The organism is Leifsonia sp. 563, from assembly GCF_040545055.1.
Lineage (GTDB): Bacteria > Actinomycetota > Actinomycetes > Actinomycetales > Microbacteriaceae > Leifsonia.
Window position 1 is genome coordinate 85,262 of the sequence record NZ_JBEPLE010000008.1, and the last position, 15,017, is coordinate 100,278.

Annotated in this window: 18 protein-coding genes; 8 read left to right on the forward strand and 10 right to left on the reverse strand. The window is 70.3% G+C overall.

Translation table 11 applies throughout. From position 1 onward, the window contains the following. Positions 1–13 precede the first annotated feature (13 nt). A complete protein-coding gene (gene ilvA / locus ABIC47_RS18275; protein WP_354482811.1) occupies positions 14–1,276 on the forward strand; it encodes a threonine ammonia-lyase in 1,263 nt (420 codons plus the stop codon). Between the two features lie 88 nt (positions 1,277–1,364). Here the strand turns inward: ilvA and greA are convergent, their stop codons facing one another. Both greA and ABIC47_RS18285 read right to left on the reverse strand, forming a co-directional pair. Next, positions 1,365–1,856, reverse strand: a complete 492-nt coding sequence (gene greA, locus ABIC47_RS18280) for a transcription elongation factor GreA (protein WP_018191562.1) — start codon at positions 1,854–1,856, stop codon at positions 1,365–1,367. Between the two features lie 109 nt (positions 1,857–1,965). Beyond that, a complete protein-coding gene (locus tag ABIC47_RS18285) occupies positions 1,966–2,376 on the reverse strand; it encodes a DUF4307 domain-containing protein (RefSeq protein ID WP_354482814.1) in 411 nt (136 codons plus the stop codon). 115 nt (positions 2,377–2,491) lie between these two features. Here ABIC47_RS18285 and mca point away from each other — a divergent pair, with 115 nt between their 5' ends. Together mca and ABIC47_RS18295 are read left to right on the forward strand one after the other, a co-directional pair. Continuing rightward, a complete protein-coding gene (gene mca / locus ABIC47_RS18290) occupies positions 2,492–3,343 on the forward strand; it encodes a mycothiol conjugate amidase Mca (RefSeq protein WP_354483051.1) in 852 nt (283 codons plus the stop codon). Beyond that, positions 3,340–3,609: a hypothetical protein gene (locus ABIC47_RS18295; RefSeq protein ID WP_354482816.1), complete on the forward strand. Its 270-nt coding sequence runs from the start codon at positions 3,340–3,342 to the stop codon at positions 3,607–3,609. The genes mca and ABIC47_RS18295 overlap by 4 nt, the downstream gene beginning before the upstream one ends. Before the next feature lie 6 nt (positions 3,610–3,615). Here the strand turns inward: ABIC47_RS18295 and ABIC47_RS18300 are convergent, their stop codons facing one another. Further along, entirely contained in the window at positions 3,616–4,248 is a 633-nt protein-coding gene (locus ABIC47_RS18300; protein ID WP_089876542.1) for a LysE family translocator, read from the reverse strand. A 114-nt stretch (positions 4,249–4,362) separates the two neighbouring features. Between ABIC47_RS18300 and ABIC47_RS18305 the strand changes: the two genes are divergently transcribed. After that, positions 4,363–4,815 (forward strand): Lrp/AsnC family transcriptional regulator, encoded by a 453-nt coding sequence (locus tag ABIC47_RS18305; RefSeq protein ID WP_018191557.1) that lies wholly within the window; start codon positions 4,363–4,365, stop codon positions 4,813–4,815. Between the two features lie 40 nt (positions 4,816–4,855). On the opposite strand, the gene trhA is transcribed toward ABIC47_RS18305, so the two are convergent. Then, positions 4,856–5,701, reverse strand: a complete 846-nt coding sequence (trhA, locus tag ABIC47_RS18310; RefSeq protein ID WP_089876541.1) for a PAQR family membrane homeostasis protein TrhA — start codon at positions 5,699–5,701, stop codon at positions 4,856–4,858. Positions 5,702–5,798: 97 nt separating this feature from the next. On the opposite strand from trhA, the gene ABIC47_RS18315 reads away from it, so the two are divergent. The 4 genes from ABIC47_RS18315 to ABIC47_RS18330 all read left to right on the forward strand — a co-directional run bounded on the left by ABIC47_RS18315 (position 5,799) and on the right by ABIC47_RS18330 (position 9,920). Continuing rightward, on the forward strand, positions 5,799–6,575 hold the full coding sequence (locus ABIC47_RS18315) for an isoprenyl transferase (RefSeq protein ID WP_018191555.1): 777 nt from the start codon (positions 5,799–5,801) through the stop codon (positions 6,573–6,575). 62 nt (positions 6,576–6,637) lie between these two features. After that, entirely contained in the window at positions 6,638–7,756 is a 1,119-nt protein-coding gene (locus tag ABIC47_RS18320; RefSeq protein WP_354482819.1) for an aminotransferase class V-fold PLP-dependent enzyme, read from the forward strand. A 251-nt stretch (positions 7,757–8,007) separates the two neighbouring features. Continuing rightward, positions 8,008–9,372 carry an RNA 5'-3' helicase PhoH2 gene (phoH2, locus tag ABIC47_RS18325; protein ID WP_502910271.1) on the forward strand — a complete coding sequence of 455 codons (1,365 nt, stop codon included), beginning with the start codon at positions 8,008–8,010 and terminating at the stop codon, positions 9,370–9,372. A 59-nt stretch (positions 9,373–9,431) separates the two neighbouring features. Further along, the gene (locus tag ABIC47_RS18330; RefSeq protein WP_354482825.1) at positions 9,432–9,920 is read left to right on the forward strand and encodes a MepB family protein; all 489 of its coding nucleotides are present in this window, start codon (positions 9,432–9,434) and stop codon (positions 9,918–9,920) included. A 62-nt stretch (positions 9,921–9,982) separates the two neighbouring features. On the opposite strand, the gene ABIC47_RS18335 is transcribed toward ABIC47_RS18330, so the two are convergent. The 6 genes from ABIC47_RS18335 to xseA form a co-directional block, all read right to left on the reverse strand. After that, a complete protein-coding gene (locus tag ABIC47_RS18335) occupies positions 9,983–10,561 on the reverse strand; it encodes a P-loop NTPase family protein (RefSeq protein ID WP_354482828.1) in 579 nt (192 codons plus the stop codon). Between the two features lie 100 nt (positions 10,562–10,661). Continuing rightward, positions 10,662–12,068 (reverse strand): class II fumarate hydratase, encoded by a 1,407-nt coding sequence (locus ABIC47_RS18340; RefSeq protein ID WP_020077235.1) that lies wholly within the window; start codon positions 12,066–12,068, stop codon positions 10,662–10,664. 35 nt (positions 12,069–12,103) lie between these two features. Further along, on the reverse strand, positions 12,104–12,700 hold the full coding sequence (locus ABIC47_RS18345) for a carbonic anhydrase (protein ID WP_354483053.1): 597 nt from the start codon (positions 12,698–12,700) through the stop codon (positions 12,104–12,106). 38 nt (positions 12,701–12,738) lie between these two features. Continuing rightward, entirely contained in the window at positions 12,739–13,401 is a 663-nt protein-coding gene (locus ABIC47_RS18350; protein WP_018191548.1) for a DUF4245 domain-containing protein, read from the reverse strand. After that, positions 13,398–13,685: an exodeoxyribonuclease VII small subunit gene (locus tag ABIC47_RS18355; RefSeq protein WP_502910269.1), complete on the reverse strand. Its 288-nt coding sequence runs from the start codon at positions 13,683–13,685 to the stop codon at positions 13,398–13,400. Before ABIC47_RS18355 ends, ABIC47_RS18350 begins: the two co-directional genes overlap by 4 nt. 1 nt (position 13,686) lies before the next feature. After that, a complete protein-coding gene (xseA, locus tag ABIC47_RS18360; RefSeq protein ID WP_354482833.1) occupies positions 13,687–14,997 on the reverse strand; it encodes an exodeoxyribonuclease VII large subunit in 1,311 nt (436 codons plus the stop codon). Between the last annotated feature and the right edge of the window lie 20 nt (positions 14,998–15,017).

The window sequence follows — 15,017 nt, forward strand, 5'->3', positions numbered from 1 at the left end:
CTAGGCTGAGCGCGTGGCAACCGCGACCGATCACACGCGCACCCCGTTCGCAGGCCCCAGCCTGGACGAGTTCGAGGCTGCGCGCGCCATCGTCGCCCACGTCGCCCAGCCGACGCCGATGGAGAGCTCGCGGTTCCTGACCGAGATCCTCGGCGCCCCGGTGCTGCTCAAGTGCGAGAACCTGCAGCGCACCGGCTCGTACAAGATCCGCGGCGCCTACAACCGGATGTCGAAGCTGAGCGCCGAGGAGCGCGCACGCGGCGTCGTCGCGGCTTCCGCGGGCAACCACGCGCAGGGCGTCGCCTTCGCCGCGCGCGAGCTCGGCATCCACGCGACGATCTTCATGCCGGTCGGCGTCGCCATCCCGAAGTTCCAAGCCACACGCGCCTACGGTGCGGACGTGGTGCTCAGCGGCAGCATCGTCGACGAGACGCTGCAGGCGGCCGCCGACTTCGCCGCCGAGACCGGCGCCGTGCTCATCCCGCCGTTCGACCACCCGGACGTGGTCGCCGGCCAGGGGACGCTCGGCCTCGAGATCCTCGACGCCGTCCCCGACGTCTCGACCGTCGTCGTGCCGATCGGCGGAGGCGGACTCATCTCCGGTGTCGCCAGCGCGATCAAGCAGCGCGCGGCGATCACGGGACGGTCCGTCCGCATCGTCGGCGTACAGGCGGCCAACGCCGCCGCGTACCCGCCGTCGCTCGCCGCGGGGGAGCCGACCGACATCTCGCTCACCGGCACCATCGCCGACGGCATCGCCGTGCGGCGGCCCGGCGCCCTCAACTTCGAGATCATCCGCGAGGCGGTGGACGAGATCGTCACCGTGTCGGAGGACGACATCGCTCGCGCCATGGTCGTGCTCCTGGAGCGCGCCAAGCTCGTGGTCGAGCCCGCGGGCGCGGCCGGCGTCGCCGCCATCCTCGCCGGGTCCGTCACCGCCGACGGGACGACCGTCGCCATCCTCTCCGGCGGCAACATCGACCCCCTGCTCATGCAGCGCGTGATCAGCCAGGGTCTGGCCGCCTCCGACCGCTACCTCAAGCTGACGATCATGCTCCCGGACCGCCCCGGCCAGCTGGCGCGCATCGCCGAGATCCTCGCGGGCGTCAACGCGAATGTGGTCGAGGTGCTGCACACCCGGCACGGGCGGGGGATGCAGATCACCCAGGTCGAGCTGAACGTCAGCGTCGAGACGCGCGGTACCGACCACCGCCGGCACGTCATCGACGCCCTCCGCGCCGCCGGCTACGACCCGGTCGTCGTCGACGACGAATAAACGCGAACAGCTCCTGAGTTTTTCGCCCGTTTCGCGAGGAAACGGCGGAAAAACTCAGGAGCTGTTCGCGTGGATGCGGGGGAGCGGCTTACTGGCCGGTGTAGGTCTCGACCTTGGTGACCTCGACGGCGATCTGACGGCCGTTCGGAGCCGTGTACTCCGTCTTGTCGCCGACCTTCAGGCCGAGGATGGCCGCGCCGAGCGGGCTCTGCTCGCTGTAGACGGGGAGGTCGGTGCCGGCCGCGATCTCGCGGTTGCCGATGAGGAACACGCTCTCGTCGCCCGCGATGGTCGCGGTGATGACGGTGCCCGGCTCGACGACGCCGTGGCTCTCCGGCGCCGCGCCGACGGTGGCGCTCCGCAGCAGGTTGGTCAGCTGGACGATGCGGGCCTCGATCTTGCCCTGCTCGTCCTTGGCCGCGTGGTAGCCGCCGTTCTCCTTGAGGTCGCCCTCCTCGCGGGCCGCCTCGATGCGCTTCGCGATCTCGTTACGGCCGTTGACGCTGAGCTCCTCGAGTTCGGCCGAGAGACGGTCGTACGCGTCCTGGGTCAGAAACGTGACCTGAGACTCCTGAGACATGATGAACTCCTTCGCGCCTGCGGCTGAACGCCGCCTCGGCTGATGGTCCGGTTCGGTACCGGTGCTAAAGTCGACGCCCCGGCCACGGCCGGGGCGTATCCGCACAATACTAGGACAGCCAGCAGGTGTTGATCAAACCCGTGTTGGGCTTCATGATCGTGCGGATCGACTCGGTGTGGGCAGTCAACCGGCTCGTGGAACCGGGGTATTCGACGATGCGCCAGCCGACGATCGCGAAGTCCTCGTTGAGGGCCTGGAGGGCGCACGTCACCGGGGTGCCGACGGGCGCATTGATCGAGAACGAGATGTCGACATGGCTGTCGTCGGGGATCGTGTAGGCGGTGTCGGTGGTCTCGAGGTTCGCCTGATCGTTGTCCCAGCCGGCCCAGAACGCCCAGACCGTGGCGATGGCGACCGCGGCGATCCCCCCGAAGATGAGCAGCCACCGGTCGCGCCGCTTGCGCTGAGGCGTCCGGCCGTAGCGGGTGTCGAGGGTGGGGACGCGGTGGGTCGTCGTCATGCGTGCACCGCCATGCCGTCCAGCCCCGCCTTCCGCTCAGGAGCCCTCCGTCGGGCGACGGTAGGCTGAGACCAGACTAGGAGAGAAAGCTGTGAATGCTGCCGCCCGCAGGCTGATGGCCGTGCACGCCCACCCGGACGACGAGTCCAGCAAGGGTGCGGGGACGTATGCGTCGTATGTCCGCCGCGGCGACGAGGTCATGGTCGTCAGCTGCACCGGAGGGGAGCGCGGCGACGTGCTCAACGAGCGGCTCCCCGCCGACGCTCTCGCGATGGCGGCCCGCGATCTGCCCGGACTCCGCCGGAAGGAGATGGCGGCGGCTCAGGCCGTGCTGGGCATCCAGCACCGGTGGCTCGGCTACGTCGACTCCGGCATGGCGCGTGAGGACGGCTCCCTCCCCCTCAACTCGTTCGCGTCCATCCCGCTCGGGACTTCCGTCGCGCCGTTGGTGAAGCTGATCCGCTCGTTCCGCCCTCAGGTGCTCGTCACGTACGACGAGAACGGCGGATACCCGCATCCCGATCACATCCGTGCGCACGTCGTCGGCGTCGAGGCGTACCGCGCGGCCGCCGATCCCGACCGCTTCCCGGAGCTCGGGGAGCCGTGGCAGGTGTCGAAGCTCTACTACGACCGCATCTTCAACGGAGAACGCATCCGCGCGGTGCACGACGCCCTGCTCGCGGCGGACCCGTCGTCGCCGCTCCTCGACCAGCTCCGGCAGATGCGCTCCTGGATGGACGACCAGCCGCCGCTCGCGACGACGCGCGTGCCCGTCGGCGACGTGTTGGAGACGAGGGATGCCGCCCTGCGCTCCCACGCCAGCCAGGTCGCGCCCGACAGCGCCTTCTTCTTCTGGCCCAACGACATCCTGCGCGCCGCCTGGCCGACGGAGGAGTTCCAGCTCATCGACTCGAAAGTGGAGACCGAGATGCCCGAGACCGACCTCTTCGCGGGGGTGCGTGCGTGATCGCCGACGCCCTGCTGCGTGCCTCCGTCTGGCTGGCCGCCACCCCGACCCCCACGCCGTCCGGCACGCCCGACGACGACTCCGTCACCCCGGGCGTGCTCGGGTTCGTCGTGACGTTCCTGCTGGCCGTGGTCGTCGTCCTGCTGGTGCTCGACATGGTGCGCCGGATCCGTCGCGTGCGGTACCGCGCCGAGATCGCGGAGAAGCTGGATGCGGAAGAAGCGGAGCGCCGCGGCGACGGCTCCGACGGCTCCGACCGGCCGTAGCGCTCGTCAGAACGCCTGCGCCACCCGCTCGGCGAGCAGCGCGACGCCGATCAGCGTCATGGCGATCGCCGACACGCGCGCCATGACCACGGTTCCGCGCGGGCGCGCCGCCAGCAGGCGCCGGGCGAGCACGGCGACGGTCAGGTAGACGACCGCGCACGTCGCCACGAACAGCCCGCCGAGCATCAGCATCTGAGCCGCCGGTGCCCACCCGCCGTGCGCATTGGTGAACTGCGGCACGAGCGCGACCAGCACCAGCAGGCCCTTCGGGTTGAAGCCGCTGACGCCGGCTCCCCGCAGGAAGGACGCGACCGACGACGAACCGCCCGTCGCCGTGCCGGTCTGCGCGGCGATCGGCGTCGCCGACCGCGCCAGCCCGCTGATCCCGAGCCAGAGCAGGTACAGCGCGCCGCCCACCGTGAGCACGTCGAGCAGCACCGGGTTGGCGGCGACGAGCGCTCCCAGCCCGACCGCGACCGCGATGACGACCACGAGGTACCCGAAGAGGATGCCGCCGATCGAGGGCAGGAGGGTCCGGCCGCCGAGCCCGGCCGTTACCGCGTACGCCCAGTCGGCGCCGGGCGTGCAGACGAGGAGGGCGGCCACTCCCCAGAAGCCGAAGACCAGTGCCGGATCCATCGCCGTCCTCCCTCCGCCCGCGCTCTGCGGTCTACCGGAAAGCTATGGCGTGAGCGACCGAAAGTGCTTGCGACTTTCGTGCCTTCTGCATCCATTCGTGGAAGAATCTGCTGCATGGACGCCATCGATCGGGAGATCCTCGCTGCGCTGCAGGAGGACGGCCGGCTCAGCCTCACCGACCTGGCGGCACGCGTCGGACTGACACTGTCGCCGTGCCACCGCCGGGTGCGCGAACTGGAGCGCGCCGGCGTGATCGAGCAGTACCGCGCGGTCGTCTCTCCCGCCGCGGTCGGGCTCGACTTCGAGGCGATCGTGTTCGTCACCATCGACCGGACCGACCCGGAGACCGTCGGGGCTTTCGAGGAGGGCGTGCTGGCCATCCCGAACATCGTGCAGGCCGAACGCCTGTTCGGCGACCCGGACTACATGCTGCGGGTGCTGACCGCCGACCTCACCGGGTACCAGGAGCTGTTCGACGGGCCGCTCGGAGCGCTTCCGGGCGTCCGCAAGCTGTCCTCGACCCTGGTCATGAAGCAGGTGACCGGGCGGCGGGCGCTGCCCACCTGATCGCGCGCCGCCGCTCCGCGCCGCCCGCGCGCCGCAGGTCTCAGCCGGCGTTGTAGGCGGGATGCAGTGCGATCAGGAGCGTCGCCGTCCAATGACAGAGGAACGCCAGCACCGTCAGCGTGTGGAAGATCTCGTGGAAGCCGAAGCGCCCGGGGAACGGGTTCGGGCGCTTCATGCCGTAGATGACCGCGCCCACCGTGTACATCAGTCCGCCGACGAGCACGAGCACCATCATCGCGACGTTGGCATCGACGAGGTCGACGATGTACATCATCGCGGCCCAGCCGAGCGCGACGTAGATCGGCACGTACAGCCAGCGCGGGGCGCTGATCCAGAAGACGCGGAAGCCGATGCCGATGAGGGCGCCGGCCCACACCAGGGTGAGCAGCAGGATGCCCTTCTCCGGCGGCAGCGCCAGCACGGCGAGCGGGGTGTACGTGCCCGCGATCAGCAGGAAGATGTTCGCGTGGTCGATGCGCTTCAGGATGATCTTGGCGCGCGGCCGCCAGTTGAAGCGGTGGTACAGGGCGGAGTTCCCGAACAGCAGCATCGAGGTGAGCATGAACACCGCGGACGCCCACTTGGCCGGAGCGCCGTGCGCAAGGGAGATCAGCACGATGCCCGCCACGATGGTGACCGGGAAGGTCGCGGCGTGGATCCAGCCACGCCAGGTCGGCTTGACCTCGCCGGGGAAGGCAGGGGAGGCATCCAGCAGCGGGATGTTCGGCAGCTCCGGTCCGCCGTCGCGCGCCTCGCGCTCGTCCGCCTGAACGGCCGCATCCGAGGTGCTCAGGTCGGCCGTCGGCTCCGCGAGGAGCTCGGCGACGTCTTCATCGGCTTCGCGGTCGTCGGTCGTACCGGGGTTCTGACTCTCTCGGGGCGACATAGACCAAGAGTAGGGGAGGACGGGTGGCCGGATGCTGTGAGCCGGGCGCCGTCGGCCGCGCTAACGTAGCAGCGTGAGCAGACGCGGAACGCCGGGGATGGGCCGGCGGGAGGGTAGCGGGCTGCTGTACGGGCTCTACCAGAAGCGTCTCCGCCGCGACCTCAATCGCGAGTCGATGCCGAAGCACGTCGCCATGATCATCGATGGCAACCGGCGGTGGGCCCGGCAGGCCGGGCTGACCACCGTCGCGCACGGCCACCGGGCCGGTGCGGCGAAGATGCGCGAGTTCCTGGAGTGGTGCGACGAGCTCGGCATCCAGGTCGTCACGCTGTATCTGCTGTCGTCCGACAATCTCACCAACCGCGAGAGCGGCGAGCTCGGCGACCTGATCGACATCATCGCCCAGCTGGCCGACGACCTCTCCCACTACCGCGACTGGCGGGTCAAGCACGTGGGGTCGGCGACGGGCCTCCCGCCCCGCCTGCTGGAGGCGCTGGCGGATGCGGAGAAGCGCACCGCCGCCAACACCGGGATGCACATCAACCTCGCGGTCGGCTACGGCGGCCGCAAGGAGATCACCGACGCCATGCGCAGCATCGTGGCCGCGCACCACGCCGAGGGCGGCAGCCTGGAGACCCTCGCGGACCTCCTGACACCCGACCTCATCGGCGAGCACCTCTACACCGGCGGCCAGCCCGATCCCGACCTCGTCATCCGCACATCGGGGGAGCAGCGCCTCAGCGACTTCATGCTCTGGCAGAGCGCCCACAGCGAGTTCTACTTCGTGGAGGCGCTGGGGCCGGACCTGCGCGAGGTCGATTTCCTGCGCGCCGTCCGCGACTACTCGCGCCGGCACCGCCGTTTCGGAGGCTGAGCGGGCGCGTTCGTTTCGTCGCCGATTTCCGGAGGCCGGTCGGGTTCGGCCAGAATCGGAGGGTGACGACGGTCGAGGAGTACGCCCGCGGGTTCGGCGAAGAGCCCGGATATCTGGACTACGGACGGGTCGGACCGCTGTCCGCGACCGTGCGCGCGGAGACGATCGGGCAGTACGAGATCCTCTCCAAGGCGCGCTACGGCACCATCGAGCGGATGCGCACGGAGGACGAGCGCGTGCGCGACGGCGTCAGCGCCCTCACCGGGTTCCCAGCCGACCAGGTCAGCTTCCAGCCGAACGCGTCGAGCGGCCTGCTGCACGCCGCCTTCGGGCTGACCGGCGGCGACGTGCTGCTGTCGCTGTCCGAGTTCCCGTCCCTCACCTACGCCGCCGAGCGCGCGGCCCGGGCCCTGCGCGTCATCACGCCGACCTGGCTGGAGACCGACGGCGGCCGTGTGACGCCGTCGCGCATCCGCGAGCAGCTGACCGACAGCACCTCGGCCGTGATGGTGAGCCTCGTCGACTCGCGCACCGGCTACCTCGCCGACATCGACGGCATCCGTCAGGTGATCGGCGACCGCCTTCTCATCGTGGACGCCATCCAGGGCTTCGGTGTCGTCGACGCCCCGTGGGAGGTCGCCGACGTCGTCGTGTCGGGCGGTCAGAAGTGGATGCGCGCGGGCTGGGGCACGGGATTCCTCGCGCTCAGCGAACGCGCGATCGACCACCTGACGCCCGTCTTCAGCGGCTGGACCGGCTCCGGGCCGCAGCAGCCGTGGGACGAGGTGCTCGAGCCGGTGCGCGGCGCCGGCGCCTTCTCGATCTCCAACCCGGACCTCGTCGCGGAGGCGCGCTTCGCGGCGGCGCTCGAAGAGGTCGACGCGGTCGGCGTGAGCGCGATCTCCGCGGCCATCTCCGACAACGTCGAGCGCGTGCTGCAGCTCGCCGACGAGTTCGCCGTGCCGGTCAGCTCCTCGCGAAGCCCCGCCGAGCGCGCCGGGATGATCGTGCTGGAGCCGCTGCCCGAGCAGCTGACCGTGCTCGGCGCGTCCCTCCACAACCACGGCGTCACGGCCTCGGTGCGTGCGACGAACGCGCGGATCAGCGTGCACGCGGGGACGACGGAGGAGACGCTCGACATGCTGCGGGCGGCCTTCACGTCGTACGCGTCGGCGGCCTGATCGCGGTTCCCGGGCATCCCCTCGTCCGGTCGTCCGACCCGCGCCGGAGCCCTCCCCGAAGTGGGGGCGATTGTTCACGTCGTCGTAACACGACACGCGGCGGCGTGGTCGAACCGATGTCGGTGCCCGGGCGTAGGTTCAACCCATCGGGCACCGCGCCCGATCGAGACGGCCACAAAAGTTCGTCTCGAAACCAAGCGGCCGTCTCGTCAGTGAGATCCGCCGGCTCCCGAGGGAGCGGCGGGGTGGGAGTGGTCGTGGCGGAATCAGCAACCCGACAGGCAGCAACCCGGTCGAACGGCGAGGCAGCGGGAGCGGCGAAGACGAAAGAGCGCACGTATGTGCTCGACACGTCCGTCCTCCTCTCCGATCCGAAGGCCATCTTCCGTTTCGCGGAACATGCTGTCGTCATCCCCGTCGTCGTCGTCAGCGAGCTCGAGGGCAAGCGCAACGACCCCGAGCTGGGGTACTTCGCGCGGCAGGCGCTGCGCAACCTCGACGACCTCCGGGTCGAGCACGAACGGCTCGACTTCCCGATCCCCGTCGGTGACGGCGGCTCGCTGCGGGTGGAGCTCAACCACTCGAACATGTCCGTCCTGCCGAGCGGCATGCAGCTCGGCGACAACGACTCGCGCATCCTCGCGGTCGCCCTCAACCTGTCCAACGACGGGCTCGATGTCACCGTCGTCTCGAAAGACCTGCCGCTGCGGGTGAAGGCCGCCTCCATCGGCCTCGCCGCGGAGGAGTACCGGCACGAGCAGGTCGTCGACTCCGGCTGGACCGGACTCGCCGACATCTCGCTCGGCAGCGACCAGATGGCCGCGCTGTACGAAGACGAGTGGATGCGCACCGAGCTGGCCGCGGACTTGCCCGTCAACACCGGCCTCGTCATCCACTCGGACCGCGGCTCGGCCCTGGGCCGCGTCGTCGCCGAGGGCGAAGTGAAGCTGGTCCGCGGCGACCGCGACGTCTTCGGGCTGCACGGGCGCTCGGCGGAGCAGCGGCTCGCGATCGACCTGCTGCTCGACCCGGAGATCGGCATCCTCTCGCTCGGCGGCCGCGCGGGCACCGGCAAGTCGGCGCTCGCGCTCTGCGCCGGCCTCGAAGCCGTGCTGGAGCGGCGGCAGCACAAGAAGATCATGGTGTTCCGCCCGCTGTACGCGGTCGGTGGCCAGGAACTCGGCTACCTGCCCGGCGACGCGGGCGAGAAGATGAACCCGTGGGGTCAGGCGGTCTTCGACACGCTCGGCGCGCTGGTCTCGCAGAACGTGCTGGACGAGGTGCTCGACCGCGGCATCCTCGAGGTCCTGCCGCTCACGCACATCCGCGGCCGGTCGCTGCACGACGCGTTCGTGATCGTCGACGAGGCGCAGTCGCTGGAGCGCAACGTGCTGCTCACGGTGCTCAGCCGGATCGGCCAGAACTCGCGCGTCGTCCTCACTCACGATGTCGCGCAGCGCGACAACCTCCGCGTCGGCCGGCACGACGGCGTCGCCAGCGTGATCGAGACCCTCAAGGGCCACCCGCTGTTCGCGCACGTCACACTGAGCCGCTCGGAGCGCTCCGCGATCGCCGCCCTCGTCACCGAGATGCTGGAGGCCAACGAGCTCGCGTAGCCCATCGCGCGTCATACATCGCCGCCCTCCCTCGTCTCCATGGTGACGGGGGAGGGCGCATGACTGCTGCCGACATCCAGCGGGTGCTGGGAGTGATGGATGCTCTGTGCGTTCCGCACGGTGCGCTCCGGCCGGAGGGCGAGAACGGCGGGTACGACGCGGCCGTGTGCGACACCCCGGACGGTCTCGTTCGGTTCCGGGTGGCGCGGGTGACGCCCCGCAAGACCGGGCTGTTCGTCGCCGTCTGGCGCCGTGCGGCCGACGGCGGTACCGAGCCGTTCGACACGGGCGATCAGCGGCGGCTCGTGATCGTCGCCCGGGAGGAGAGCGGCTTCGGGGCGTTCGTGTTCCCGAGCGAGGTCCTCGCCTCGCGCGGCGTCGTGGCAGTCGGCGGTGCTGGCGGCAAGCGCGGGTTCCGGGTCTATCCGCCCTGGTCCGAGGCGACCAGTCCGCGGGCCGCGGCAACCCAGAGCTGGCAGTGCTCGTCGTTCCTCCCGCTCACCGACGACGCACCGGAAGCCCTCGACGCCGCGCGCCGTTTGCTCTGACGCGACCCACGCACTCCGCTCCTGAGTTTTTCGCGCGAAACGCGGCGTGTCGCGCGAAAAACTCAGGAGCTGTTGGCTGCGGTCGCGGCCCGAAGCGGGCCGGCGAGCCAGTGTTCGACCTCGCGCGTCGAACGGAGGCGCACGACGACGAGGTGCGGGTGTGTGCGCTCGGCGACGGGGACGCGCTCCGCGTACGTGTTGCGTGACGAGATCGACCAGCGGATGATGTGCTCCGGGTCGCGGAAGATCGTGCGGAGCCGCGGCTCGCGGTTGCCGTTCCAGAGCTCCGTGCGGTGGATGCGGCGGTGCAGCGTCCGGCGGACGACCCGTGGCAGGGTCACCCGGGCAAACGGCAGGTCGAGCCAGACGAGGAGGTCGGCGCGATCGGCCAGCAGGTCGCGGACCGCGGAGTACTGCCACTCGGTCGTCCACGAGTCGGCCGCGGTGAAGGTGCGGACGTCATCCACGAACTCCGGCCGCGGCTCCCATCCGGGGCCGTGGAAGAGCCCGTCGATCTCGGTGTGCGGTCCGCCGGTCAGCTGCGCGATGCGCCCGGCGAGCGTCGTCTTGCCGCTGCCGGACACGCCCGCGACCACCACCCTCCGCGGCCTGCCCGGCAACGCGTCCCCGTACGACAACACCCCTCGACCCTAGTTCCGCCCCCCGTCGAGTACGCAAAAACTGCACGCAGAACAGGGATTCTGCGTGCAGTTTTTGCGTACTCGACGGGGGTGGGAGACCTCAGCCGGGGTGGGTCATGGAGAGGACGTCGAGGGCCGCGTCCAGCTGGTCGAGGGTGACCTCGCCGCGCTCGACGAAGCCGAGGTCGATGACGGCCTCGCGCACGGTGATGCCCTTGGCGACGGCGTGCTTGGCGACCTTCGCGGCGGCCTCGTAGCCGATCACCCGGTTGAGCGGGGTCACGATCGAGGGGCTCGACTCGGCGAAAGCGCGGGCACGGTCGAGGTTGGCCTCGAGGCCGTCGATCGTCTTGTCGGCGAGCACGCGGCTGGCCTGCGTGAGCAGCCGGATCGACTCCAGCAGCGCGGTGCCCATGACCGGGATGGCGACGTTCAGCTCGAACAGGCCCGATGCCCCGCTCCAGGCGATGGTCGCGTCGTTGCCGACGACCCGCGACGCCACCATGAGCACGGCCTCCGGGATGACCGGGTTGACCTTGCCGGGCATGATCGAGGATCCGGGCTGGAGGTCCGGGATGTGCAGCTCGCCGAGGCCCGTGTTCGGGCCGGAGCCCATCCAGCGGAGGTCGTTCGCGATCTTGGTCAGCGAGACGGCGATCGTGCGGAGGGCGCCGGACGCCTCCACGAGCGCGTCGCGGTTGGCCTGCGCCTCGAAGTGGTTGCGCGCCTCCGTGATCGGCAGCTCGGTCTCGTCCGTCAGCAGCTCGATGACGAGCTGCGGGAAGCCGAGCGGCGTGTTGATGCCGGTTCCGACCGCGGTGCCGCCGAGCGGGACCTCGGCGACGCGGGGGAGGGCGGCGCGGATGCGCTCAATGCCATAGCGGATCTGCGCGGCGTAGCCGCCGAACTCCTGGCCGAGGGTGACCGGGGTCGCATCCATGAGGTGCGTGCGGCCGCTCTTCACGGCCTCCGCCCACAGCTCCGCCTTGGCCTCCAGCGAGACCGCGAGGTGATCGAGGGCCGGGATGAGCTCGTCGATGAGCGCGCCCGTCACGGCGATGTGCACCGAGGTCGGGAAGACGTCGTTCGACGACTGGGAGGCGTTCACGTGGTCGTTCGGGTGCACCGGACGGCCGAGGCGACGCGACGCGAGGGTCGCCAGCACCTCGTTCATGTTCATGTTCGAGGACGTGCCGGAGCCCGTCTGGTACACGTCGATCGGGAACTCGGCATTGTGCGCGCCGGAGGCCACCTCGTCTGCGGCCGCGGCGATCGCGTCCGCGATCTCCTGGTCGAGCACGCCGAGGCGGGCGTTCGCGAGGGCGGCCGACTTCTTGATGCGTGCCAGTGCGGCGATCTGGGCCGGCTCGAGCACGTCGCCCGAGATGGGGAAGTTCTCGACCGCGCGCTGCGTCTGCGCGCTGTACAGGGCGTCCTTCGGGACGCGCACCTCGCCCATCGTGTCGTGTTCGATGCGGTACTCGGCGTCCGCCTGGGTGTCCACCACGGTGTGTATTTCCTTTCTGTTGGCGGGAGCTGGTGTCAGTCGCGCATGCCGACGACGACGTCGGGGACGACCCGGCCCTCCGCGAGCCGGTAGTTGGCGCCCACGATCGCGAGGGTGTTCTCGGCGACCGCGGAAGAGATGATCTCCGACTGCGCGAGCAGCTCGGAGACGGTGTCGCGCAGGTGCTCGCGGCCCACGGCCGAGGCGTCGACCGCGGACGGCTCGACCGCACCCGGTCCGGCGACGCGGTGCACGGCCGGGACGATCGGCGCGATCAGGTCGGCGATGTGCGGCGGCAACGGATCCGCGTCCGCGGCCTGGGAGGCGATGGCCGACGCCACCGCGCCGCAGCTGTCGTGTCCGAGCACCAGGATGAGCGGGACGTTGAGCACCGCCACCGCGTACTCCAGCGACCCGACGACCGAGTCGGAGACGACCTGCCCGGCATTGCGCACCACGAAGGCGTCGCCCAGCCCGAGGTCGAAGATGATCTCGGCAGCGAGACGGGAGTCGGCGCACCCGAAGATGGCGGCCACCGGCTCCTGGCCGCCGGCGACGTCCTCGCGGCGGGTCACATCCTGATGGGGATGCTGCGGCTCGCCCGCGACGAAGCGGGCGTTGCCCTCGAGCATGGCGTTCCAGATCTTTCCGGGGCGCGTGGTGGGCACGGTTATCGTTCTCCTCCGAGTGAGTGGATCTGATCGGCCAGCGACGACGCCACCGTGCGGAACTCGGCGTCGATCGCGGTGCCGAACACGATGATGGAGCTGTCCCCGGCGTGGGTCACCAGGGCGTACTCGACGTTCCCGTTGCCCGACCCCGCTGCACGATTGTCGTAGACGTCCCAGGTCACGCCGTCGATCTCGCGGGTGCCCGCGATCCGAGACTTGGCGACCTGATCGGACACCCAGCTGTCGTTCGCGCCGAATCCCTGCGTGACGCCGATGAACTGCTCCTTGGGCGTGATCAGCCCGATGTACCAGGAGTCGACGCCATCGGCGGTCTTGGTGCGCAGCTCGGCGTTGTTCGACTTCCAGGTCGAGGGGAGCTTCGGCACGAGCAGGCGGTCCGGCTCGCTGCCCTGCGCCTCCTGCGCGACGGACGCGTAGTCGACTGGCGGCTTCGTCGCCGTCGGGTTGCCGCGCGGCACGACGAGCACAATCACGGCGACGAGCGCCAGCGTCGCGATCAGCGAGTAGATCAGGTTGTTGATCGTCTGGCGGTTGCGGTGGTTCGCCGAGTTCTGCGCCTTGCGGGCGGCCGTCTCCTCCGGCGTCTCCGGACGGCCGAGTTCGGCGACGACCGCGGGCGGCTTGCTGGTGCGGGGGCTCATCCGCCCATGACTTCTGAGGACTGTGGGGCTTCTGACGACTGCGAAGCGGCTCCTGTGCCCGAGCGCGCCGCATCGAGTCGCGCCTTCGCGCCGATCAGCCACTCCTCGCAGTGACGAGCAAGAGCCTCGCCGCGCTCCCACAGGGCGATCGACTCCTCGAGCGTCGCCGACCCCTGCTCGAGCTCTCCGACCACGCGGATCAGCTCGTCGCGCGCCTCTTCGTAGCTGAGCACGCTGAGCGGGTCGCCCGCGGGGGCGGTCTCGGAACTGGGCATGGCGTCCATTCTATTTGTCCCGCTGGGGGTCCGCTGGAGCCGACGATCCATCGGCTCCGGCCGACGTGTCGTGACCCGCGGGCGACGGGAGCTCGTCGCCGGCCATGGCGGCGAAGGAACCGCCCGACACGGTGACCCGCAGTTCGGTGCCGGCCGACGCCTCGGCCGGTTCGGAGACGACGTGCCCGGCGGCGGTCTGCACGATCGCGTAGCCGCGGTCGAGCGTCCCCTGCGGGGACAGCGCACGGAGCTGGCCGCGCAGCTCGGCGACACGCGTGGTCTCGCGTTCGACGCAGCGGCCGACGAGCTCGGTGCCGCGGGCGACGTAGCGGGTGAGCTCTTCGGCCCGCGCGTCGACGATCCACGAGGGGGAGGCGAGCACCGGTCGCGTGCGCAGGTGTCCGATCCTGTCGATCTCGTGCGCGATCCGCTGCGTGACGCGCACACCCATCCGGGCGCGCGCCTGCTGGACGCGTGCGAGCTCCTCGGCGACGTCCGGCACCACGCGCTTCGCGGCATCCGTCGGGGTGGAGGCGCGCAGATCGGCGACCTCGTCGAGCAGCGGCCGGTCGGCCTCGTGCCCGATGGCGCTGACGATCGGCGTGAGCGCGGCTGCGGCCGCCCGCACCAGCCGCTCGTCGCTGAAGCCGAGGAGATTCTGGAAGTCGCCGCCGCCGCGCGCGACGATGATGACCTCGACCTCGGGGTCGGCATCCAATGTGCGGATGGCCGAGACGACCTCCGTCACGGTGCGCTCGCCCTGGACGGATGCGTGCACGACCCGGAAGCGCACCTGCGGCCAGCGCAGCTGCGCGTTGCGGAGCACATCCTTCTCGGCGTCGGAGTCTTTGCCGGTCACCAGACCGATGGTGTGGGGGAGGAACGGCAGGCGCTTCTTGCGCTCGACCGCGAACAGGCCCTCCGCGGCGAGCTGCTGGCGCAGCCGCTCCAGCCGCTCGAGCAGGTCGCCCAGGCCGACGTGCTTCATGTCGTAGACCTGCATGGTGAGCGTGCCGCCCTTGACCCAGAAGTTGGGCTTGATGGCCGCCACGACACGGTCACCCTGCTTGAGGTCGGCCGGGATGCGCGCCTTCACCGACGACCAGATCGTGAAGCTGATCGTGGCGTCCTCGTTGAGGTCTTTGAGCTTTCCGTAGACGTTTCCGCCCGAGATGCCCCACTGGGTGATCTCGCCCTCGACCCAGGCGGTGCCCAGCCGGTCGATCCATCCCTTGATCTTGCTGTTGAGCAGCGCGACCGGCCACGGCGCGTCGACGGTCGGCGGTGCCGCCTGCATTGCGACCGTGGTCGTCTGGCTCACCGCCGTCTCCCATTCCGTGC